20 protein-coding genes are annotated in these 21,472 nt (G+C 62.1%); 15 read left to right on the forward strand and 5 right to left on the reverse strand.

Annotated elements, in window-relative coordinates:
* Position 1: 1 nt before the first annotated feature.
* From KDW95_RS14470 to KDW95_RS14495, 6 genes are all read left to right on the forward strand, one after another.
* Positions 2–664 (forward strand): SPOR domain-containing protein, encoded by a 663-nt coding sequence (locus KDW95_RS14470; RefSeq protein ID WP_255852528.1) that lies wholly within the window; start codon positions 2–4, stop codon positions 662–664.
* A gap of 176 nt (positions 665–840) precedes the next feature.
* On the forward strand, positions 841–1,371 hold the full coding sequence (gene hslV / locus KDW95_RS14475) for an ATP-dependent protease subunit HslV (protein WP_255852529.1): 531 nt from the start codon (positions 841–843) through the stop codon (positions 1,369–1,371).
* Between the two features lie 22 nt (positions 1,372–1,393).
* Positions 1,394–2,725, forward strand: a complete 1,332-nt coding sequence (gene hslU / locus KDW95_RS14480; RefSeq protein ID WP_255852530.1) for an ATP-dependent protease ATPase subunit HslU — start codon at positions 1,394–1,396, stop codon at positions 2,723–2,725.
* Positions 2,726–2,792: 67 nt separating this feature from the next.
* Entirely contained in the window at positions 2,793–3,170 is a 378-nt protein-coding gene (locus tag KDW95_RS14485; protein WP_255852531.1) for a gamma-butyrobetaine hydroxylase-like domain-containing protein, read from the forward strand.
* Positions 3,171–3,256: 86 nt separating this feature from the next.
* A complete protein-coding gene (ubiE, locus tag KDW95_RS14490) occupies positions 3,257–4,015 on the forward strand; it encodes a bifunctional demethylmenaquinone methyltransferase/2-methoxy-6-polyprenyl-1,4-benzoquinol methylase UbiE (protein ID WP_255852532.1) in 759 nt (252 codons plus the stop codon).
* Positions 4,016–4,032: 17 nt separating this feature from the next.
* Positions 4,033–4,665 carry a ubiquinone biosynthesis accessory factor UbiJ gene (locus tag KDW95_RS14495; protein ID WP_255852533.1) on the forward strand — a complete coding sequence of 211 codons (633 nt, stop codon included), beginning with the start codon at positions 4,033–4,035 and terminating at the stop codon, positions 4,663–4,665.
* Positions 4,666–4,676: 11 nt separating this feature from the next.
* Here KDW95_RS14495 and KDW95_RS14500 read toward each other — a convergent pair whose 3' ends face one another.
* Complete coding sequence (locus KDW95_RS14500; protein ID WP_255852534.1) at positions 4,677–5,090, reverse strand: CopD family protein; 414 nt, start codon at positions 5,088–5,090, stop codon at positions 4,677–4,679.
* Positions 5,091–5,235: 145 nt separating this feature from the next.
* Between KDW95_RS14500 and KDW95_RS14505 the strand changes: the two genes are divergently transcribed.
* Complete coding sequence (locus tag KDW95_RS14505) at positions 5,236–6,069, forward strand: pirin family protein (protein WP_255852535.1); 834 nt, start codon at positions 5,236–5,238, stop codon at positions 6,067–6,069.
* 110 nt (positions 6,070–6,179) lie between these two features.
* Positions 6,180–8,057: a di-heme-cytochrome C peroxidase gene (locus KDW95_RS14510; protein WP_255852536.1), complete on the forward strand. Its 1,878-nt coding sequence runs from the start codon at positions 6,180–6,182 to the stop codon at positions 8,055–8,057.
* Positions 8,058–8,146: 89 nt separating this feature from the next.
* Here the strand turns inward: KDW95_RS14510 and KDW95_RS14515 are convergent, their stop codons facing one another.
* The 3 genes from KDW95_RS14515 to KDW95_RS14525 all read right to left on the reverse strand — a co-directional run bounded on the left by KDW95_RS14515 (position 8,147) and on the right by KDW95_RS14525 (position 10,971).
* Positions 8,147–8,890, reverse strand: a complete 744-nt coding sequence (locus KDW95_RS14515; RefSeq protein WP_255852537.1) for an SDR family NAD(P)-dependent oxidoreductase — start codon at positions 8,888–8,890, stop codon at positions 8,147–8,149.
* 111 nt (positions 8,891–9,001) lie between these two features.
* A complete protein-coding gene (locus KDW95_RS14520; RefSeq protein ID WP_255852538.1) occupies positions 9,002–9,664 on the reverse strand; it encodes a fumarylacetoacetate hydrolase family protein in 663 nt (220 codons plus the stop codon).
* A gap of 113 nt (positions 9,665–9,777) precedes the next feature.
* On the reverse strand, positions 9,778–10,971 hold the full coding sequence (locus KDW95_RS14525; RefSeq protein ID WP_255856519.1) for an MFS transporter: 1,194 nt from the start codon (positions 10,969–10,971) through the stop codon (positions 9,778–9,780).
* Positions 10,972–11,070: 99 nt separating this feature from the next.
* On the opposite strand from KDW95_RS14525, the gene KDW95_RS14530 reads away from it, so the two are divergent.
* The 3 genes from KDW95_RS14530 (at position 11,071) to serA (ending at position 13,755) form a co-directional block, all read left to right on the forward strand.
* Positions 11,071–11,967, forward strand: a complete 897-nt coding sequence (locus KDW95_RS14530) for a LysR family transcriptional regulator (protein WP_255852539.1) — start codon at positions 11,071–11,073, stop codon at positions 11,965–11,967.
* Between the two features lie 90 nt (positions 11,968–12,057).
* Entirely contained in the window at positions 12,058–12,339 is a 282-nt protein-coding gene (ppnP, locus tag KDW95_RS14535; RefSeq protein WP_255852540.1) for a pyrimidine/purine nucleoside phosphorylase, read from the forward strand.
* Between the two features lie 183 nt (positions 12,340–12,522).
* A complete protein-coding gene (gene serA / locus KDW95_RS14540; protein WP_255852541.1) occupies positions 12,523–13,755 on the forward strand; it encodes a phosphoglycerate dehydrogenase in 1,233 nt (410 codons plus the stop codon).
* 81 nt (positions 13,756–13,836) lie between these two features.
* Here serA and KDW95_RS14545 read toward each other — a convergent pair whose 3' ends face one another.
* Positions 13,837–14,814, reverse strand: a complete 978-nt coding sequence (locus tag KDW95_RS14545; RefSeq protein ID WP_255852542.1) for an alpha/beta hydrolase — start codon at positions 14,812–14,814, stop codon at positions 13,837–13,839.
* A gap of 117 nt (positions 14,815–14,931) precedes the next feature.
* Here KDW95_RS14545 and KDW95_RS14550 point away from each other — a divergent pair, with 117 nt between their 5' ends.
* From KDW95_RS14550 to KDW95_RS14565, 4 genes are all read left to right on the forward strand, one after another.
* On the forward strand, positions 14,932–18,180 hold the full coding sequence (locus KDW95_RS14550; RefSeq protein WP_255852543.1) for a mechanosensitive ion channel domain-containing protein: 3,249 nt from the start codon (positions 14,932–14,934) through the stop codon (positions 18,178–18,180).
* The gene (locus KDW95_RS14555; protein ID WP_255852544.1) at positions 18,173–18,577 is read left to right on the forward strand and encodes an acyl-CoA thioesterase; all 405 of its coding nucleotides are present in this window, start codon (positions 18,173–18,175) and stop codon (positions 18,575–18,577) included. Before KDW95_RS14550 ends, KDW95_RS14555 begins: the two co-directional genes overlap by 8 nt.
* Before the next feature lie 44 nt (positions 18,578–18,621).
* Positions 18,622–18,999, forward strand: a complete 378-nt coding sequence (locus KDW95_RS14560) for a DUF4870 family protein (RefSeq protein WP_255852545.1) — start codon at positions 18,622–18,624, stop codon at positions 18,997–18,999.
* A 195-nt stretch (positions 19,000–19,194) separates the two neighbouring features.
* Positions 19,195–21,375: a malate synthase G gene (locus tag KDW95_RS14565; protein ID WP_255852546.1), complete on the forward strand. Its 2,181-nt coding sequence runs from the start codon at positions 19,195–19,197 to the stop codon at positions 21,373–21,375.
* The last annotated feature ends 97 nt before the right edge of the window (positions 21,376–21,472 follow it).

Consider the following 21,472-nt stretch of genomic DNA (forward strand, 5'->3'; position numbering starts at 1 on the left):
CATGGTTTCACGCAAGGACTTTGCACAGAAAAACAGCCGTAGCGGGGGAGCCAGCCGCAGTCGCGCCAGCGCCCCCAAACCGGCGCCAGGGCGGCAGAAAAGCGCCTGGCCGCTGGCACTGGTGTCGCTCGCGGCCATTGCAGGCCTGGCTTATGGCCTGATGCGGCTCACCGACTTCCAGTCAGCCCCTGTGCAGCAACAGACCGCACCGCCCGCCAAGGCACCGGTTGCCGCCAGGCCCGCCCCAACACCCGTGGAGCCGGACAGCGCGCCTGTGCCCAAGGCGGCCGTGAAGGACATCACGGTCAACAGCAGCACGCCTGAAGCCGAACCGCAGCCGCGATTCGATTTTTACGAAATGCTGCCCAAGAGCGAAGTTGAAGCCCCCACGGTGGAGGCCTACAAGTCGACACCACGCAACGCCAAGCTGGAGCAGAGCTACCTGCTGCAGGCCGGTTCCTTCCGGGACCCGGCCGATGCGGAACGCATGCGTGCCCAGCTGCTGCTGGCCGGCCTGCCCAATGTACGCACCAGCAAGACCGAAGGCAGCAATGGCATCTGGTACCGGGTGCGCACCGGCCCCTTCGACAACCGTGCCGCCATCAACAAGGCACAGAACAAGATGGCCAAGATGAACATCCAGTCGATGCAGATCCAGCAGTAACCCTCTCGGGGCTGCCCACAGCCCCGCCCTCTGCCGCTTTCCCTCCGGCAATGATCGTACGCAGCCCCTTAGGGTGGCACCGCACGGACTCGCCTGCCGGTATTATTTGTCCGCTACGCTTGAATTTCGTGCCTGCGGCACCATCTTTGCGGGATAGGCTTACTCAGGAGCAACACATGACAACGATCGTATCCGTACGTCGGGGCGACAAGGTAGTGGTCGGCGGCGACGGCCAGGTCTCACTTGGCAACACCGTAATGAAAGGCACTGCCAGAAAAGTCAGCCTGTTGCCCAAGCATCAGGTGATCACCGGTTTTGCAGGCTCAACGGCTGACGCCATCACGCTGCGCGACCTGTTCGAGCAGCAGCTCGACAAGCACCAGGGCAACATCCTCACCGCGGTCACCCAGCTGGCACGGGAATGGCGCAGCGACCGTGCCCTGCGCAAGCTCGAAGCCCTGATGCTGGTCGCCAACAAGGAGCGCACCTTCCTGATTTCCGGCAGTGGCGACATCATCGACCCCGAAGACGGCGTGGTCGCCATCGGCTCCGGCGGCAACTTTGCCCTGGCGGCCGCCCGCGCCCTGGTCAACAACAGCGAACTTCCGGCCCGCGATATCGTTGAGAAAAGCCTGCAGATCGCCGCCGGCATCTGTGTCTTTACCAACGACAACCTCACCATCGAAGAACTGAATTCCGTGGCCTGACGGGCGACCCGAGGAACAAGACATGTCCAACATGACACCGCGTGAAATTGTCCACGAACTGGACCGCCATATCATCGGCCAGGATGCCGCCAAGCGCTCCGTCGCCGTTGCCCTGCGCAACCGCTGGCGCCGCATGCAGCTCAACGAAGAGCTGCGGGCCGAAGTGTCCCCCAAGAATATCCTGATGATCGGCCCCACAGGGGTCGGCAAGACCGAAATCGCCCGTCGCCTGGCCAGGCTCGCCAATGCGCCCTTTATCAAGGTGGAAGCGACCAAGTTCACCGAAGTCGGCTATGTCGGACGTGATGTGGAAACCATTGTGCGCGACCTGGTCGACATGGCCATCAAGATGGTGCGCGAGCAGGAAATGGAGAAGGTAAGCTTTCGCGCTGAAGAAGCCGCGGAAGAACGCATTCTCGATGCGCTGTTACCGCCGGCACGCCCCAGCGGCAACGAACCGGAACCCAGCAAGACCGACAGCGCCACACGTCAGATCTTTCGCAAGAAATTGCGTGAACACCAGCTGGATGACAAGGAAATCGAGCTCGATATCGCCCAGCCCAAGGCCGGCGTTGAAATCATGTCGCCGCCCGGCATGGAAGAAATGACCAGCCAGCTGCAGAACATGTTCGCCAACTTCGGCGGTGATCGCAAACAGCAGCGCCGTCTGCCGGTAAAGGAAGCCTTCAAGCTGCTGGTGGATGAAGAAGCCGCCAAGATGGTGAAGGATGAAGACATCAAGCAGACCGCCATCGAACGGGTCGAGCAGAACGGTATCGTCTTCCTCGACGAGATAGACAAGGTCTGCAAGCGCTCCGACGCCACCGGCGGCGATGTCTCCCGCGAAGGCGTGCAGCGCGACCTGCTGCCGCTGATCGAAGGCTGCACCGTGAGCACCAAACACGGCATGGTCAACACCGACCACATCCTGTTTATCGCCTCGGGCGCCTTCCACCTGGCACGCCCCTCCGATCTGATCCCGGAGCTGCAGGGTCGCCTGCCGATACGGGTCGAGCTCAATGCGCTGACCCCGCATGATTTCCGCCGCATCCTGACCGAGCCCAACGCCAGCATCACCGAGCAGTACCGCGAGCTGATGAAGACCGAAGGCGTCGAGATTGAATTCGGGGACGATGCCATTGCCCGTATCGCGGAGCTCGCCTTTCAGGTCAACGAGCAGACCGAGAACATCGGCGCGCGGCGCCTGCACACCATGATGGAACGACTACTGGAAGAGCTGTCGTTTACCGCCTCGGACCTGGGCGGCGAAAAGCTGCAAATCGATGCGGACTACGTCAACAAGTACCTGGCCGAACTCAGCCAGGACCAGGATCTGAGCCACTATATTCTATAGACAGGCACGTTCAGAGGCAGGCCCACTTGGCCTGCCCTCATTTATCCACAGGCGCTGGATACCGCACATGAATACGACCCCGCTTCCCTCCGATATCAAGCTGCACCTCAAGTCCCGCACCCTGGAACTGGTGTATGCCGATGGCAACTTCGAACTGACCGCCGAATACCTGCGCGTTCACTCCCCCTCGGCCGAGGTACGCGGCCACGGCATCGGCCAGGGCGTACTGCAAACCGGCAAGAAACTGGTCGGGCTCAAGCAGGTGGTACCGGCCGGCAACTACGCGCTCAAGATCGTCTTCGATGACGGTCACGACAGCGGCCTCTTTACTTGGGAATACCTCTACGACCTGGCCCACGACCATGACCGCTACTGGAACGACTACCTGCGCCAGCTCGAGGCGGCAGGCGCGTCCCGTGATGGCGGCCTGATCGCCAGGGGCTAATGCCACACGACAGCAACGACAGACAAATCCCCGGGCGGCGCGCTACAATGCGCACAGATTCCGCAAAGGCTTAGTGAACTGTGACCATGAGCGACCACAAGCAAGACAACACCACGGATTTCGGCTACCAGCAGGTGCCGGTCGAAGACAAGGCCAAACGGGTAGCCGACGTATTCCACTCGGTCGCCACCAAGTACGACATCATGAACGACCTGATGTCCGGCGGCGTGCACCGGCTGTGGAAGCGCCTGACCATCGAGCAGAGCGGCGTGCGTGCCGGCCACCGCGTGCTGGATATCGCCGGCGGCACCGGCGACCTGACACTGCGTTTTTCCCGCCTGGTGGGGGCCCAGGGCAAGGTCGTGCTGGCGGACATCAACGATTCCATGCTCAAGGTCGGCCGTGACAAGCTGCTCGATCGCGGCGCAGCCGGCAACATCGAGTTTGTGCAGGCCAACGCCGAAGCCCTGCCGTTTCCCGACAACTATTTCGATGTCATTACCATCGCCTTCGGTCTGCGCAATGTCACCGACAAGGACGCGGCCCTGAGATCCATGGCCCGGGTACTCAAGCCCGGTGGCAAGGTCATGGTGCTGGAGTTCTCCAAAACCGACAATCCCGCCCTGACCAAGCTGTACGATTTCTACTCGTTCAACATCCTGCCCAAAATGGGTCAGGCGATTGCAGGGGACGCCGAAAGCTACCGTTACCTCGCCGAATCCATCCGCATGCACCCGGATCAGGAAACCCTCAAGGGCATGATGGAAGCTGCGGGGCTGGTGCAGTGCAAGTACCAGAACATGACCGGCGGTGTCGTTGCGCTACATACCGGCATCAAGCCCTGAGGGTCGAGGAAAAGCGGATGGCGCTAGACATGCTCAATGCCACCCTGGTGACTCTGGTCGAACAGGGCCTCAACAGTCTGCTCAGCCGTGACCCGGTGACCCTGCGGGCACTGGGTCGGCTCGGTGGCCGCGTGATCGCCCTGCAGATCAGCTCCCCGGTAGCCATGACGCTGTATCTGATTCCCAACAACGAGGGCCTGCAGCTGCAGCAGCATTACGGGGCACAAGCCGATGCAGTGATAGCCGGCAGCGCCAGTGCACTGCTGCGCCTGGTGAGCAGCGATGACAAGGCCGCCGCGCTCTTTGGCAAGGGCGTAACCATCAGCGGTGACAGCGCGCTTGCCAACCGCTTGCAGGCGATTCTCGCCGACACCGATATCGACTGGGAAGGTCTGCTGGCCGACCAGATCGGTGACCTGCCGGCCTACCAGGCGGCGCGTTTCCTGCGCCAGCAGGGCAGCTATTGGCGCCAGAGCGGCCGCAGCCTGAGCCACAACCTGGGTGAATACCTGCAGGAAGAAGCCCGCCTGCTACCACCAAGGGCCGAGCTCGAAGGCTTTATGGCCGATGTGGACAGGCTGCGCCAGCGCAGCGACCGGCTGGAAGCGCGCCTGCAACGCATTCTGCACCGGCTCGACCCGAACGACTGAGCCCGTGCGCCTCAGAACGGCTTGACCACCACCAGAATCAGGATCGGTACGAACAGCAGCAGCGGCAGCTCGTTGAACAGCCGGAAGTAGCGGCCGCTCTGCCCCAGGGCCCCTGCCGCCATCCGCCGCAGGTAGACCCGGCACCAGCCGTGATACCCGATCAGCAACGCCACGAACAGCAGCTTGGCATGCAGCCAGGCGCCACTAAAGCCATACCCCAGCCAGAGCCAGAACCCCAGCCCCAGGGTAAAAACCGCCATCACCGTCATGAAGCCGTACAGCTTGCGCGCCATGATCTGCAGCCGCGTCACGTCCTGCCCTGCGGCACGCCCCTCGACAAAATGCACAAAGATGCGCGGCAGATAAAAAATCCCCGCCATCCAGCTGGTCATCGCCAGGATATGAAAGGTCTTGACCCACAGCATAGTGCGCTCCCCCGATTCGATTGGGTTTCATGATACGAAAAAGCATGCGGAAAAACTGAAGGATTCGGACAAATATTTCCGCTATTAGGCGCCGTGGCATCGCTTTAGGATGGCAGCATGAACCCGCAACTGACAGGAGCTTCCCATGAGCCTACGCACGCTTGAACGTCGCAGCCGCGCCATGCCGACATCCGATGGCGCCGGTGTGCGCCTGAACCGCGTTATCGGAACGCCAAACCTGCGCAACCTGGACCCCTTCCTGATGCTGGACGAGTTCAAGTCCGACAGTCCGGACGACTATATCGCCGGTTTTCCGTCCCACCCGCACCGCGGTTTTGAAACCGTGACCTACATGCTGGCAGGACGCATGGAGCACCGTGACCACCTGGACAACGTCGGCCTGCTGCAGACCGGCGGTGCCCAGTGGATGACCGCAGGACGCGGCATTATCCATTCCGAAATGCCGCAGCAGGAAGCCGGTCTGATGTGGGGCTTCCAGCTGTGGATAAACCTGCCCGCGGCCGAGAAAATGAACCCCGCCCGCTACCAGGACCTGCTGCCCGGCGACATCACCGAAGCCACGGACGCGCAGGGCATCCTGCGCCGCGTTGTCGCCGGTGATTCCCTGGGCGCCATCGGCCCGGTGAGCGGCATCGGCGTCGACCCGCTGATGGTGGACATCCGCATGCCCGCCAAAACCACACTGACACACCCGGTTCAGCCCGGGCACCGCGCCTTCGTCTATGCCTACCGGGGCCAGGTTCAGCTGGGCGACCAGACCCTCGACGCCGGCGAGCTGGGCATCCTCGGCGATGGTGACGCCGTGGCCCTGCAGGCCCTGGAAGACAGTGCCCTGATGCTGCTGGCGGCCCGCCCGATCGGCGAGCCCATCGTGCAGTACGGGCCTTTCGTCATGAACACCGAGGACGAAATCGAACAGGCGCTGCAGGATTACCGCGACAACCGCCTGACCGGCTGAGAACTTCAGGGTTTGGCCCGGGCCCCAGTTGGACTACACTCCAAACACGTTAAAACACCTGTTTGAGGTGTAGAATCCGGCCGCCCGCGGCCGCAACAGAGGGATCTGTGATGTCTGCCCTGCGAATCGTACTCATCTGCTCCACCCTATTCTTCGGCGCCTGCAGCGCCCTGCCACCCTTCGAGCCGGTCGAGCGGGTCGTCTGGCTGGACCAGGGCCCGGCCTGGAACAGCGACAGCCGCGACTGGTACCACCACGCCAGCCAGGGCACCTCCACCCTGCCCATTCCGTTTGAATGGTTCATGGCGCTGGAGCAACCCGGCATCAACCCCTTCGGCGAGGGCAAGCTGGTGTCCGACCCGGCCTACCTGGGCCGGGTCGGCTTTATCCAGAGTGATATCAGCCGCTTCAACCAGAGCGGCCTGCCGGTGGGCTTTGCCGTCGACTATGGCGTCACCAGCCCGGTGGATGGCCGCCAGTACAATGCCATCGGTTTTACCTGCGCAGCCTGCCATACCGGCCAGATGACCTACCAGGGCACCTCGATTCGCTACGATGGCGGCCCGGCCATGACGGATATCACCCGCCTGACCAACGTGCTCTTTCTGGCCATGTTCGAGAACAACTACAGCAAGCTGCGCTTTAATCGCTTCGCCGCCCGCGTACTCGGGGATCGCAACACCGCCGCCAACCGCACACAACTGAAGAAGGACTTCTCCAAAACCCTGATGGAGCTGATCGACATGCAGCTGGCCACCATCGAAGCCCAGGAGCAGCAGGTTATCATGCGGGATATCGAGGCCGGCACCGAAAGCCATACCCTCAAAGACATCGCCAAGACGGTCAAGGCCAACCTGAAAAACGTGGAGGGTTTTACCCGCCTCGATGCCCTCAACCGCATTGGCAACCAGGTGTTTGCGCTGGATGCCAACCGGCCGCAGAACTTCGTGCCGGTCAACGCGCCGGTCAACTACCCCCATATCTGGACCTCGTCCTGGTTCGAGTGGGTACAGTACGATGGCTCCATCATGCAACCCATGGTGCGCAACGCCGGTGAGGCCCTGGGCGTTGCCGCACTGGTCAATCTTGACCCAGGTCCCGCCCGGTTTGAATCCAGCGTGCGGGTCAAAACCCTGCACCGCATCGAACAGCAGCTGGCGGGCCGCGCCGCCCCCTTTGAGCACAAGTCCTTCAGCGGCCTGCGCGCACCCAAATGGCCCGAGGACATCCTGCCTGCGATCGACAGGGACCTCGCTAACGATGGCGCAGCGCTTTATCAGCAACTGTGCCAGGGCTGCCACCTGCCGCCGGTACAGTCCGATGCCTTCTGGAGTGAAAAATATTGGGCCACTAAAAACAGCGCCGGCGAACGCCTGCTGCGCCTCAAGATCATACCGCTGGACGAAATAGGCACAGACCCCATGCAGTCCCGGGTACTGGCCGAGCGCACCGTGGATACCCGGGGCCTGGGGATCGATACCGGGGTTTACCAGGGCCAGAACTGCACGCCGCTGCGCGTCACCGAAGCGCCGGATGCCTCCTTCGCCTTCTCCCTCGGCGCGCTGGTCCAGGAAACCACCGATTACTGGTACCGCCAGCACGGTATTGGCGCGGCCGAGCAGGAGCAACTCAACGGCAACAGGCCCAACTGCCTGCAGGCCGGTGCCGGTTACAAGGCGCGCCCGCTGAACGGAATCTGGGCGACGGCGCCCTTCCTGCACAACGGCTCGGTCCCCAACCTCTATGCGCTGCTGTCCCCCGTTGCCGAGCGCCCGGTCACCTTCTCGCTGGGTCAGCGCGAATTCGACCCCGTCAAGGTCGGCTACCGGAGCGGGTCCGACAGCAGCGTATCCACCCTGGATACGCGCCAGCCGGGCAACCTGAACACCGGACACGAGTTCAGCGACGGCACGGCGGCCGGCAGAATAGGCCCCGCCCTCAGCGAAGCCCAGCGCTATGCCCTGATCGAGTACCTGAAAACGCTCTGATAAAAAACCCATAAAAAGGCGCCCGCATTTGCGGCGCCTTTTTATATGCAGCTTGCAGCTGATTGCAACAAACAGCCCCGGCACAGCCGCTACCAGGGCACCTCGCTACCATCCCAGCTCAGAAAACGCCCGCTGGGGCCATTGCGGGCGTCATCCAGTACCTTCAGCAACTGGCGCACCGAACGCTCGACGGTAAACAGCTTTTCGGGGGCTACCCTTTTGCTGAAGGGTTCGGACAGGTCGGTAGAGGTGGTGCCCGGGTGCAGGCACAGCAGCTGCATGTGGGGAAAGCGGCGCGTCATTTCGATGGCGGCGGTTTTCATCAGCATGTTCAGTGCCGCCTTGGACGCCCGGTAGCTGTACCAGCCACCGAGCTGGTTCTCGCTGATACTGCCCACCCGCGCCGAAACCACCGCAAACTGGCTGGCGGTATGCTGCACCAGCAGAGGATGCAGGTGTTTCAGCAACAGCAAAGGCCCCAGCGCGTTGACCGCCATGGAGCGCTGCAGCCAGTCCGCGGACAGCTGGGCCAGGCTTTTCTCCGGCAGCTGCCCTCCCTCGTGCAACAGGCCTGCACAGCACAGCGCCAGCTCAAGCGGCTCGTCCAGGTGCTGCCGCAGTATGGCAACGGCGGCAACGATGCTCGGCTCGTCCGCCAGATCCAGCTGCAGCAGGTGCAGCTGCCCCGGGAAGGCGGCGGTCAGCGCATTCAGTGTGCCGGCACCGGCGAAATCCCGGTAGCTGGCATAGACATTCCAGTCACGCTGCAACAGTGCCCGCACGAACCCCTGCCCGATCCCCCGGGTGGCCCCGGCCACCAATGCAGTCGCCATGATGATTCCCCCCGCACAAGACTTGAAACGCGACGCACAGGCGTGACGGCGTCGCAATTTCAGTCTATACGCTGGCTGGCTGGCCCGCCGGGGAGACCGTTAAAAAAGCGTTTAAAGCACCGCCGTGTCGACCTGCAGCAAACCTGCAAGCTCAACCTCGAGCAGGTCACCGGAGCGGATCGGCCCCACGCCTGCCGGCGTGCCGGTCAGCACGACGTCGCCGGGTTCCAGGGTAAAGTACTGCGAGATGTAGCTCAGTAGCGGCAACACCGGGTTGAGCATAAAGCGACTGTTGCCGTCCTGGCGGGTTTCGCCGTTGACCCGCAGCCGGATCTGCACATCCTGCAGATTGCCCACCTGGTCCGGTGTGACAAAGGTCGAGAGCGGGCAGGCACCGTCAAAGCCCTTGGCCTTCTCCCAAGGGTGCCCCTGGCGCTTGAGCTCATCCTGCAGGTCACGCAGCGTCAGGTCCAGCGCCAGGCCGATACCGGCAATCGCCCGGGCCGCCTCGCTCTCGCCGGCCTTGCACAACCGGCTGCCAAGCAGGATCGACATCTCGGTTTCGAAATGCACCCGCCCCTGGTCCGCCGGAATGGCAAACGGCTCTGCCATGGGCAGCACCGAACTGGCGGGCTTGATAAACAGCATCGGTACCGTGGGGATGGGGTTATTCAGTTCGGCGGCATGGTCGGCATAGTTGCGCCCGACACAGACGACCTTGCCCAGCGGCAGATCTACCGCCGTGCCATCAGTAAAGCGGTGCAGGTATTTCATTATCACTTCCCCCGGTAACCAAGACTGCACGGACTGCAGATTTCAGAGCGCAAAGCATAACGCCAGCCGGTCGTGCTATCCAGCCACAGGTCAGACCTGGCGCAATGGCGATCTCAGGCTATGACCGGCTGGCGACGCTCGGCGCGCAGCAACAGGAAACTTATCCACAGGGTCAGGCAGAACACCAGCTGGGAGGCCACGATCACGCCGCCCCAGCCATGACTCTGCCAGAAAGGCGCCAGGTAAAAACCGCCGCTGCTGGCGCCCAGGTAATAGAACAGCAGGTACAGCGACGACGCACTGGCCCGCGCCTGCAGAGCATGACGACTGACCCAGCTGCTCGCCGTGGAATGCGCGAAGAAAAAGCCAAAGCTGTTGATCAGAAAGCCAGTTACGATTGCCGGCAGCGAGGGTATCAGCGTAACCACGGATCCCAGCATCAACAGCGCAATGCCGATCATCAGGCACACCGGCTGCGACAGGCGCTGCGCAACCCGGCCGGACAGCGCCGAGCCGACGGTGCCGCTGAGGTAGGTCAGAAACAGCAGCCCGAGGAACTTCGCCGACAGGCCGTAGGGAGCCTCCGCCAGCATGAAGGTGGCGTAGCTGTACTGGTTGATAAAGATGAAGAAGTTCAGCCCACCTACCAGGTAGGCCCCCAGCAGCAGCGGATTGCGCAGATGCCCCTGCAGGTCACGCAGCATCAGCCGCGGGCGCAGCACCCGCGGGCTGAACCCACTGGAAGCCGGCAGCAGCCAGGCCACCACCGCCAGCAGCACCAGGCTGATACCGGCCATCACCAGAAACGCCTGAGGCCAGCCATGGCTGTCGCCGACAAAACCGCCCACCAGGCGCCCACCCACACCGCCCAGCGTATTGCCGCTGATATAGAAGCCCACCGCCAGCAGCAGGGCCTTGCGGTCAAATTCATCCCCCATATAGGCAATGGCAATCGCGGGCAGTCCTCCCAGGAAAAAGCCCTGCAAGGCCCGCAGCCCCAGCAGCATGGCGTAGCTGTCCGCCTGCGACAGCGCCAGGGTCGTCAGGGCCGCGCCCCCCATACTGAACAGGATTAGAGCGCGTCGCCCCAGCGCATCGGACAAAGGACCATAAAACAGCAGCGACAGCCCCAGAGTCAGGGTAGTGACGGTAAAGCTCCAGCCGGCCTGCAGCGGCGAGATGCCAAAGGACTCGGCAATCATCGGCAACAGCGGCTGCGTTACATAGACGTTGGCAAAAATCATTACCGACCCCAGGCAAAGTGCCAGGGTCGCCCGCCAGAATGCCTTGCTGCCCGCTTCAATCATGTTCATGCCCGCCTGCCAGTAACAGCGTGCAGCATAGCGCTGGCAAAGGCATCATAAAAATATATAGTTGTTATCATACTGATAACGAGTGCTTATCCAATGGACATCAAACCCCTGCGCTATTTCGTTGAGGTCGCCCATCACGCCAGCTTCACCCGGGCCGCTGAAGTGCTGCATGTGGCCCAGCCCGCCGTGAGCATGGCCATTCGCAAGCTCGAAGCCGAACTGGAACTGACCCTGTTTCACCGCAACGACCGCAAGGTCAGCCTGACCGATGAAGGCCAGCGGCTGTTGCAGCATGCCAGGCGCATTCTGCAGACGCTGGATGACGCCCAGCTCGAGATGCAGGAACTGCGCGGCCTGACCCGGGGTGAAGTGCGGGTCGGCATTCCCGGCATGCTGGGGTCCTACTACTTCCCGCCGATCCTGATGGCGTTTCGACACCGCCACCCCAACCTCAGGCTATCGGTGGTCGAAGCGGGTACGGGCGAGCTGCGGGACATGCTGCAGGAGGGTCTGCTGGATCTGGCGATTATCGTCGCCGATGCGGTGCCGGCTGAGCTCGAGGCCAGCCTGTTCCTGCGCCAGCAAATGATGGTAATCCTGCCCGAGGACCACGCCCTGGCGCGGCAGTCCCGCATCAGCTATGACGCTTTTTTCAGCGAGGAGCTGGTGCTGTTCCAGCCGGGATACTTCCACCGCAAGGCTGTTGACCAGATCGCCGAGCGGTGCGGCTGCTCCCCCAATATCGGCTTTGAAACCAACCTGCTGCCGCTGATCAAGTCGATCGTAAAACAGGGCTTTGGTATCTCTACCCTGCTGGCCATGGTGCTGCGCGACGACCCGGATCTGGTGGCCGTGCCGTTTGAGGAACCCGTCTGGCTCGACCTGTCCATCGCCTGGCGCCGCCAGGGCTACCTGTCACGGGCCAACCGGGCCTTCGTCGACTTCGTCCTGGCCCATTCGGCGGCACAGGCTTCGCGCCAGCAACCCTGAGGATGCAGGCGCATATAGCCAAGTCAGGCCGCGGGCACTATGATGCTGCCTTTCCTTTTTCCCCGACTCCATGAACACAGAGGATCGAGCATGTTTCACGTAAATGAATACTTTGACGGCAAGGTGACATCCATCGGTTTCGATAACAGCGAAGGCCGCGCCACCGTCGGCGCCATGGCCATCGGCGAGTACGAATTCGGCACCAGCGAAAAGGAACGCATGGTTGTGACCAGCGGCGAGCTGATCGTCAAGCTGCCGGGCAGCGACGACTATGTCAGCTATCCCGCAGGTACCGAATTCAACATTGACGCCAACCAGAAATTCCAGCTCAAGGTCGAACAGGCGACCGCCTACCTCTGCTTCTACGGCTGACCCCGCCTCGCCGGCAACCCCGTTGCCGGCTCACCCCCCGTGGCATGAACACAGATTTTCTCATCTAAAGTTGAATATATTTCCAGCGTTTGGCGCCCAGCCGTCAAACTCATTCATGTAACTTTGTGCTACCATAGCCGCCCTGAAATACCCGCCCGCTAACCACCACACGAGTCGTACAGTATGAGCAAGACCACTTCTCTGGAAAAAAGCAAGATCAAAATTTTGCTGCTGGAAGGCGTCCACCAGTCGGCGGTCGATACCCTGAATGCACAAGGCTACAACAGCATTGAGTACGTTACCGGCTCCCTGCCCGAAGACGAACTGATCGAAAAGATCAAGGACGTACACTTCATCGGTATCCGCTCCCGCACCCAGTTGACCGCCAAGGTCCTGAGCGCTGCGGAGAAGCTGATCGCCGTCGGCTGTTTCTGCATCGGCACCAATCAGGTTGACCTCAGGGCCGCCACTGAGCTTGGCATCGTGGTATTCAACGCCCCCTACTCCAACACCCGCTCCGTGGCGGAACTGGTACTGGCCGAAGCCATTATCCTGCTGCGCGGCGTGGCGGAGAAAAATGCCAAGGCCCACCGTGGTGTCTGGCTGAAGTCGGCCACCAACTCCTATGAAATCCGCGGCAAGAAACTGGGCATCATCGGCTACGGCAGCATCGGCTCACAGCTGAGCGTGCTGGCCGAATCCCTGGGCATGATCGTGCACTTCTACGACGTTGTGACCAAGTTGCCACTGGGCAACGCCAGTCAGATCGCCTCCCTGGACGAACTGCTGGCCACCTGCGACGTGATTTCGCTGCACGTGCCGGAAACCGGTGCCACCAAGGACATGATGGGCCCGGCGCAGTTCGAGAAGATCAAGCAGGGCGCGATCTTCATCAACGCCGCCCGCGGTACCGTGGTCGATATCGATGCGTTGTGCGGCGCGCTGGAAAGCGGCCGTGTACTGGGGGCCGCCGTGGACGTATTCCCGGTGGAACCGCGCAGCAACAAGGACGAATTCATTTCGCCGCTGCGCGCCTTCGACAACGTCATCCTGACGCCCCATGTCGGCGGCTCCACCATGGAAGCCCAGGAAAACATCGGCTACGAAGTGGCGGAAAAGCTGGCGAAATACAGCGACAACGGCTCGACCATCACCTCCGTCAACTTCCCGGAAGTGGCCCTGCCGGCACACGCCAATGTCCACCGCCTGTTGCACGTACACCGCAACGTTCCCGGCATCCTCAGCGCCATCAACACCGTGTTCTCCGAGAACAACGTCAACATCTCGGGCCAGTACCTGCAAACCAACGACAAGGTCGGTTATGTGGTGGTGGACGTGGATGCCGATTACTCGGAAGTGGCGCTGGAGAAGATCCTCGAGATCGAAGGCACCATTCGCGCCCGGCGTCTGTTCTGATAACACACGCAGCCTGATGGCCGGTAGCGGCCATCACCTCAACCGCCCGCCGGTCGCCAGACCCGCGGGCGGTTTTGTTTTTCAGGGCGCCTCCTCCTGCCGGGCATCCGCCTCGATACGCTGCAGATAGTCGCCGATGTGGGCAAACAGCTGGCGACGCAGTGCCGGCGTTTCGTTCACCAGGTGGTGGCGGGCGCCGGCAAGCAGCACCGGCTGCAGCGCCGGGTAGAGTCGCTGCAACACCGCCATGTTGTGGCGCCAGTCCACGGTGCCATCCTCATCCCCCTGCAACAGCAGCGGTGTACCCGCCAGGGTCCCGCTGGACTCGATCTGCTTGACCCACTCCAGCATGGCGCGAACCCAGCTCACCGCCACGCGGCTGTGCTGCAGCGGATCGTACTCACGCACAAAGCGCACAAAGGAGGCATCACCGGAGTTGTCCGAATAGATACGCTTGACCTGCCTGAGAAAGCGTCCGAACCAGCGATACTTGCGCACGATCACATCCATCATCACCGGCCGGATCAGCGGCGCCAGGTAGATACGCCCCGCCACCTTCGCGGCCACGGGATCACCGCCGCGCTGCTGTTCCAAAACGATGGCGGCGCCGGTGCTCTGCCCCAGCAGTACCCAGGGAGCCGGCAGGCAGTCGCCGTGGCGTTGCAGCAACGCGCTCAACTGCCGGGCATAGGTCGAGAAATGATCGATGCCCAGCGCCGGCCCTTCGGACAGGCCATGACCCGGCAGATCATAAATCAGCACGTTCCAGTGTCGCTGCAACAGATAGCCGATCAGGTGCCGGTAGAGGCCGGCGTGATCGGTGTAGCCGTGCAGCAACACTGCCGTGCCACGAACAGGCCCCGCCGGGCGAAACTGCTGCACCACCAGATCCAGACCATCAACAGGCTCCCGCCCGATACTGTGCTGCGTATCGGCTGCCAGCCCGGCAAGGCCGTAATGATCCATATATGCCTGCAGCTGCCCGGTACAAAGCGTGATATCGTTGGGCTCGAACGCATCAAGCCCGTCGCGGATTTGTCGAGGATCAATGACCTTCATGGCATCTCCAGGTCTGGGTACACTCCACACTGTAGCGAGAATCTGCCGCTGAGTCCTGCCTGTCACATGCCCAAGTCTATATTGGATATCAACCCGTTAGCGCGAGCCTGTTGCTGCATGAAAGCGCCCCTGACCACCCTGTTGCTGCTTTTCACCCTGCTGTGCACCAGTGCCTGGGCCGGCACCGATGAAGACCTTGCCCTGGTGACCGAACGCCTTGCGCAGTATGAGGGCAAAACACCCAGTGCCGAAGAGCAGGCCGAGCGGGATCTCTATCAACAGGCACTGGACACGCTGCAGGACTTGAAGCAGTACGACACCCGTGCAGCACAGCTGCGCCAGGAACTGGAAACCCTGCCCACGGACATCAACCGCCGGCGCCAGGCCTCCGCCGAACCCCTGGAGCCCGAGCCCACGCCCGCCGAGGCGCAGTCGCTGGAACAGCTGCAGCAGCGCCAGACACTGCTCAAGGCCAGTCTTTTGGAACAGCAAAAGGCCCGCGACCAGCTGCAGCAGGACATCAACCTCAACGACAACAAGCGACTCAGCCTGCGTGACCAGCTGACGCAGCTCAAGCAGGCCAGTGATCCCGCCACAGTCCAGACGCCTGGCAGCGAAGCCGGCCAGCTGCTGCAAAGCGCCCGCCAGCGCGCGCTCAGCGCCCAAATCCAGAGTATTGAACTGGAGCTGCTGACCCTGCCAGGGCGCGCCGAACTCAATGATCTCAAACTGCAGCAGGTCAGCCGCGACATCGGCCAGGCGACGCAGCAACTGCAGCAACTGGAAGAACTGATCCAGTGGCGCCTGCGCAGCCAGACCGAAAAGACCCTCAGCGAACTGCAACAGAGCAGCCTCAGCGGGCTGGACCCGGCACTCCAGGCCGCCGGCGAGCAGAACCGCAGCCTGAGCGTGGAACTGCGCGATACCCTGGCGGGCATCGAGCAGACCAGCAGCCTGCGCCGGCAGCAGGAAGCCCACCTGGCCCAGGTCGATAGCGCCTACCGTACCATCTCGCAGCAGCTGGAGCTGGAGATACAGTACGTCGGCACCGAACTGCACCGGCTGCAGGCCGGCCTGACGCGCCCGCTCAATACCGCCAGTACCCGCGCCCGCATCAACCAGCTGCGGCTGCAGAACATCCGCCTCAATCGCGATCAGCTGGGCACCGAACAGGAGCTGGGGGGCTATGAAACCTCCGCCGGCCTGCAGCTTCCGCAGGAAGCCCGCAGCCAGTACCGCCAGCTGCTCACCGATCGCCTGAGCCTGTTCAGCAAGCTGCGCGACGCCCGTCTCAGCCTGGTGGCCGAGCTGTCGTCTTTGCTGTCGGTGCAGGAGAACATCAACGAGCGCATCACCCAGGCCCGCACCCTGATCAGCGAGCAGCTGCTCTGGCTTCCCAGCGTAACCCCGGTGCAACTGAACTGGTTCAGCGAGCTGGCAGACAGTCGAAGACTCCTGCTGCAACGCTGGCAGAACAACGCCGGCATACCGCTGCTGCGCTACTCCGCCCGACTCGCCCTGCCACTGCTGGGGCTGACCCTGCTCTGTGGCCTGGCCCTGCTGTTGCTGCGCTACCAGGACGCCCGCCTGCGGCTCTGGCAGCAAGACATCGGCAACGTGCTGCAGGATCATTTCGTGCATACCGCCCTGCCGCTGGTGCTGGCGCCGGTGATTGCCCTGCCGCTGCCACTGCTGCTGTTGATCTGCGCCCGCTACGCCCTCAATCCGGGACACCCGGATGTCGATGTACTGACCCTCATGCTGCAGATAGCCGCACTGGTTATCTGGACCATCCACTTCCTGCGCATCTGGCTGCAAACACCCCATGGTCTCTTTGTCGGCCATTTCGGTGTGGCAGCGGAGCTTGCCCGGGTACTGCGCCAGCGCCTGCTGCTGCTCGGCCTGAGCTGCGGCCCGCTGCTGCTCGGTCTCGTCTACGTCTATGCAACGACCCTGGACTCCGAGGTGATGAAATCCGGGCTGGAACGACTGCTGATGCTGTCGCTCACAGGCGTCATCACCCTGCTGTGGGGGAGCTTGCTGACCGTTGCTCCGCTGCTGAACCAGTTGACGCAGCGCAAACGCTGGTGGCTCAGGGCCGAAACCTGGCTTGGCAGCCTGGTGGGTTTCAATTTCATCCTGCTGGTCATGATGCTGGTGGGCTATGTATTTACCAGCCAGGTATTCATGACCCTGCTGCTGCTGGTCCTGGTGGTCTGCCTGTCGGTCTTCGTGGCCTACGGCCTGGGCCTGCGCTGGCTGCTGATCGCCGAGCGCAGGCTCGCCTTCGATCGCGCCCAGGTGCGCCAGGCCGAGATTGCAGCGGCGCGGGAAAAAAACGAGGACGAACCTTCCCTGAGCACCAACTATCTCGACATGCAGGACATTACCGAGCAGTCGCGCAAACTGCTGGCCACCAGCAGCCTGATTCTGCTGCTTAGCCTGCTCTGGCTGGTACTGCGGGACTTCCTGCCGGCGCTGGATGTGTTCGACAAGCTGGTACTCTGGTCCAATATCAACAGCACCCCCGAGGGTGATGTGCTCAGCAGCGTCACCCTCAAGAACCTGCTGTTCGCCACCCTGCTGCTGGGGTTGAGCATCTTCGCCGCCGCCAACCTGCCGGGCCTGCTGGAACTGCTGGTACTGCGCCACATGGCACTGGGGCCGGGCACTGGATACGCCATCACCACCCTGATCAAGTACGCCCTGGTGGTCATCGGCATCCTTGTCTGCGTCGGCGAGCTGGGGCTGCAGTGGTCCAAACTGCAGTGGCTGGTGGCCGCGCTCAGCGTGGGGCTCGGGTTTGGCCTGCAGGAAATCGTCGCCAACTTCGTCTCCGGCCTCATCATCCTGTTCGAAAAGCCCATGCGCCTTGGCGATACCGTCACCATTGGCGGTGTCAGCGGCACCGTGACGCGCATCCAGATCCGCGGCACCACCATCGTCGACTGGGACCGCAAGGAAGTGATTATCCCCAACAAGACCTTTATCACCGACCAGCTGATCAACTGGTCCCTCACCGACCCGACCACCCGGGTGGTGATACGGGTAGGCGTGGCCTACGGCTCGGATACGGAGCATGCCCGGACGCTGATGGTAGAGGCGGCGCGGGAAACCGACCGCGTGCTGGCCGACCCAGCCCCCGAAGCCTTCTTCACCGGTTTTGGCGCCAGCACCCTGGACCTGGAACTGCGCCTGTTTGTCAGCGCCATGTCCGACCGCATGGTGGTGACCCATAACGTCAATACGGCCATCGATCGCAAGTTCAGAAGCGCAGGGCTGGAAATTGCCTTCCCGCAGATGGATGTACACCTGTACCCACCCCAGGCCGACGTGCCTGCAGCTGGAGACTCCCGCAATGCCTGAACCTGGAAAGCTGCTGCACAGCTGCCACCTGCCCCTGCGCTGGGGCGATATGGATGCCTATGGCCACATCAACAACGTGCAATATATCCGTTACCTCGAGGAAGCCCGGGTACAGCTGCTGATCAAGCTCGGCGCGGCCCTTGAGGGCGCCGCCCAGGCACCGGTGATCATCAATGTCGGCTACACCTTCCTGCGCCCGCTGGTCTACCCGGGTAGCCTGCGCATTGACTGTTTCGTCGCCGAGCCTGGGCGCTCAAGCTTCATGATTTACTACCATGCCTATGCAGACGCCCAGCCCGAGGTGCGAGTCGGCGAGGGCTACTCCAAGGTGGTGTGGATGGATCATGCCGGTGGCCACTCCGTGCAGCTGCCGGACTCAATCCGGGCGCAGCTGTAACCCCCTTGACGACAACCCACCTCTTCTTAGCACAAGGAGTGCCCATGACACAGGACCTGCACACAGAACCCGCCCCGGAGCCGTCCCGGGATACTCAACAGGACAGTGGTAACGCCAAAATTATCTACATTCTGTACTTGGTCAGCCTGGTGGTGGGCATCACCGCACTGGTGGGGCTGGTCATGGCCTATGTATACAGATCGGAGGGCAGCGACTGGCTCAAGGCCCATTACCGCTGGCAGATACGCACCGTCTGGATTGGCTTGCTGTATACACTTTGTGGCGCTTTACTCGCCGGAATCGGTATCGGATTTCTGATTTTTCTGTTCGCAGTCATCTGGTTCATTATCCGCTGCGTAAAGGGCCTGCAACGGCTTGAACGCCGTGAACCACCGGCCAATCCGGGCAGCTGGCTGTTCTGATTCGTCGCCCATAGAGGCAGCACAAAGAACGAAGTTACGAGGATTTATACTACTTTCGGGGCACAGGGGGCGACAGTTTGCCAAAAATCGGGTAGATTACCGCGTCGCACAAAAGACCCAAACTAAACCAATACTGCCCGGTTTCGGGTGCCTCGCCCCGTTCGGGACTGAAAGAATAGCAAGAGGCAGTACATAATGAATAACAGGGTACAGAGCGGTAACCTCCAGGTTACCCCAAGTCTTTATGACTTTATCAATAACGAAGCGCTGCCAGGCACCGGTGTCACCGCCGACCAGTTCTGGACTGCGTTCGATTCGATTGTGCACGATCTTGCACCGCGCAATCGTGAGCTCCTGACCAAGCGAGACCAGCTGCAGGCGCAGATTGACGCCTGGCACCGGGAGCGCAAGGGACAGGCTTTCAATTTTTCCGACTACAAGGCATTCCTGACCGACATCGGCTACCTGCTGCCTGAAGGCGATAGCTTCAGCGTCACCACCAGCAATGTCGATCCGGAAATGGCGACCATGGCGGGCCCCCAGCTGGTGGTTCCGGTCATGAACGCCCGCTATGCGCTGAATGCCGCCAATGCCCGCTGGGGCAGCCTCTACGACGCCCTCTACGGCACAGACGCCATTCCCAGCGATGCCGGTGCCGAGGCAGGCAAGAACTACAACCCCACCCGCGGCGCCAGGGTTATCGCCTTCGCCCGCACCTTCCTGGACCAGGCCGTTCCGCTGGCCACGGGCTCCCACAAGGACGCCGTCGGTTACAGCATTCAGAACGGTCAGCTGGCTGTCAGCCTCAGCGATGGCAGCAGCAGCGCGCTGCAGCAGCCTGAGAAACTGCGTGGTTACCGTGGCGAAGACGCCGCTGCGCCTAGCGCCATCCTGCTGCTGAACAACGGCCTGCACTTCGAGATCCAGATCGATGCCACCAGCCTGGTTGGCAAGGATGACCCCGCCGGCATCAAGGACCTGCTGCTCGAATCCGCCCTCACCACCATCATGGACTGCGAAGACTCCGTCGCCGCCGTGGATGCGGATGACAAGGTACTGGTCTATCGCAACTGGCTGGGCCTGATGAAAGGCGACCTGACCGAAACGGTCAAGAAGGGCGACAGCAGCGTTACCCGCAGCCTGAACCCGGATCGCGACTACCGCGCCCTGGACGGCGGCAGCCTGAGCCTCAAGGGCCGCAGCCTGATGTTCGTGCGCAATGTTGGCCACCTGATGACTAACAACGCCATTCTGGACAAGGACGGCAACGAAGTCCCCGAAGGCATTCTGGACGGCATGATCACTACCCTGATCTCCATCCACGACCTCAAGGGCACCGGGCCGCTGCGCAACACCACCACCGGTTCCATGTACATCGTCAAGCCGAAGATGCACGGCCCCGAAGAAGTGGCCTTTGCCAACGAACTCTTTGGCCGCGTCGAACAGGCTCTGGGCCTGACGCCCTTCACCCTGAAAATGGGCATTATGGACGAGGAACGCCGCACCACGGTGAACCTGAAGGAGTGCATCCGCGCCGCCAAGGACCGCGTGGTGTTTATCAACACCGGCTTCCTGGATCGTACCGGCGACGAAATCCACACGTCCATGGAAGCAGGCCCCGTCATCCGCAAGGGCGACATGAAGGGTGCCTCCTGGATCCAGGCCTACGAAGACTCCAACGTCGACATCGGTCTGGCCTGTGGACTGCAGGGCCGTGCCCAGATCGGCAAGGGCATGTGGGCCATCCCCGATCAGATGGCCAACATGCTCAAGGCCAAGATCGGCCACCCGCTGGCCGGCGCCAACACCGCCTGGGTGCCGTCGCCCACGGCCGCAACGCTGCATGCCATGCATTACCACCAGGTGGACGTGTTCGCCCGCCAGGACGAACTCAAGAGCCGTCCGCGCGCCAGCGTCGACGACATCCTCACCATCCCGGTATCGCAGAACCCCAACTGGTCCGCGGAAGAAATTCAGCAGGAACTGGACAACAACGCCCAGGGCATCCTCGGCTACGTTGTACGCTGGGTCGACCAGGGCGTGGGCTGTTCCAAGGTGCCGGACATCAACGATGTTGGCCTGATGGAAGACCGCGCGACCCTGCGCATCTCGGCCCAGCACATTGCCAACTGGCTGCACCACGGCATCTGCAGCCGCGAGCAGGTTATCGAAACCCTGCAGCGCATGGCAGGCGTGGTGGATGGCCAGAACAGCAATGACCCGCTGTACCAGCCCATGGCCGGTAACTTCGCCGCCAGCGTCGCCTTCCAGGCGGCCTGTGAACTGGTACTCGAAGGCCGCGAGCAGCCCAACGGCTACACCGAGCCGGTACTGCACCGTCGTCGCATCGAAGCCAAGGCCAGGACCGCCGGCTGATTTCACTGCGCCTGACTGACGACAAGGGCCCGCCGGCGATACCGGCGGGCCCTTTTTTGTGCCGGGTTCACACCCCTGGATGCGCTGAACTAAAGTT

Source organism: Marinobacterium rhizophilum (assembly GCF_024397915.1).
In the GTDB taxonomy this organism is placed as follows: domain Bacteria; phylum Pseudomonadota; class Gammaproteobacteria; order Pseudomonadales; family Balneatricaceae; genus Marinobacterium_A; species Marinobacterium_A rhizophilum_A.

Bases quoted from the DNA above. Each gene is read 5' to 3' on its own strand.
- KDW95_RS14470 (WP_255852528.1), top strand. From the start codon at position 2: ATGGTTTCACGCAAGGACTTTGCACAGAAAAACAGCCGTAGCGGGGGA.
- hslV (WP_255852529.1), top strand. From the start codon at position 841: ATGACAACGATCGTATCCGTACGTCGGGGCGACAAGGTAGTGGTCGGC.
- hslU (WP_255852530.1), top strand. From the start codon at position 1,394: ATGTCCAACATGACACCGCGTGAAATTGTCCACGAACTGGACCGCCAT.
- KDW95_RS14485 (WP_255852531.1), top strand. From the start codon at position 2,793: ATGAATACGACCCCGCTTCCCTCCGATATCAAGCTGCACCTCAAGTCC.
- ubiE (WP_255852532.1), top strand. From the start codon at position 3,257: ATGAGCGACCACAAGCAAGACAACACCACGGATTTCGGCTACCAGCAG.
- KDW95_RS14495 (WP_255852533.1), top strand. From the start codon at position 4,033: ATGGCGCTAGACATGCTCAATGCCACCCTGGTGACTCTGGTCGAACAG.
- KDW95_RS14500 (WP_255852534.1), bottom strand. From the start codon at position 5,090: ATGCTGTGGGTCAAGACCTTTCATATCCTGGCGATGACCAGCTGGATG.
- KDW95_RS14505 (WP_255852535.1), top strand. From the start codon at position 5,236: ATGAGCCTACGCACGCTTGAACGTCGCAGCCGCGCCATGCCGACATCC.
- KDW95_RS14510 (WP_255852536.1), top strand. From the start codon at position 6,180: ATGTCTGCCCTGCGAATCGTACTCATCTGCTCCACCCTATTCTTCGGC.
- KDW95_RS14515 (WP_255852537.1), bottom strand. From the start codon at position 8,890: ATGGCGACTGCATTGGTGGCCGGGGCCACCCGGGGGATCGGGCAGGGG.
- KDW95_RS14520 (WP_255852538.1), bottom strand. From the start codon at position 9,664: ATGAAATACCTGCACCGCTTTACTGATGGCACGGCGGTAGATCTGCCG.
- KDW95_RS14525 (WP_255856519.1), bottom strand. From the start codon at position 10,971: ATGATTGAAGCGGGCAGCAAGGCATTCTGGCGGGCGACCCTGGCACTT.
- KDW95_RS14530 (WP_255852539.1), top strand. From the start codon at position 11,071: ATGGACATCAAACCCCTGCGCTATTTCGTTGAGGTCGCCCATCACGCC.
- ppnP (WP_255852540.1), top strand. From the start codon at position 12,058: ATGTTTCACGTAAATGAATACTTTGACGGCAAGGTGACATCCATCGGT.
- serA (WP_255852541.1), top strand. From the start codon at position 12,523: ATGAGCAAGACCACTTCTCTGGAAAAAAGCAAGATCAAAATTTTGCTG.
- KDW95_RS14545 (WP_255852542.1), bottom strand. From the start codon at position 14,814: ATGAAGGTCATTGATCCTCGACAAATCCGCGACGGGCTTGATGCGTTC.
- KDW95_RS14550 (WP_255852543.1), top strand. From the start codon at position 14,932: ATGAAAGCGCCCCTGACCACCCTGTTGCTGCTTTTCACCCTGCTGTGC.
- KDW95_RS14555 (WP_255852544.1), top strand. From the start codon at position 18,173: ATGCCTGAACCTGGAAAGCTGCTGCACAGCTGCCACCTGCCCCTGCGC.
- KDW95_RS14560 (WP_255852545.1), top strand. From the start codon at position 18,622: ATGACACAGGACCTGCACACAGAACCCGCCCCGGAGCCGTCCCGGGAT.
- KDW95_RS14565 (WP_255852546.1), top strand. From the start codon at position 19,195: ATGAATAACAGGGTACAGAGCGGTAACCTCCAGGTTACCCCAAGTCTT.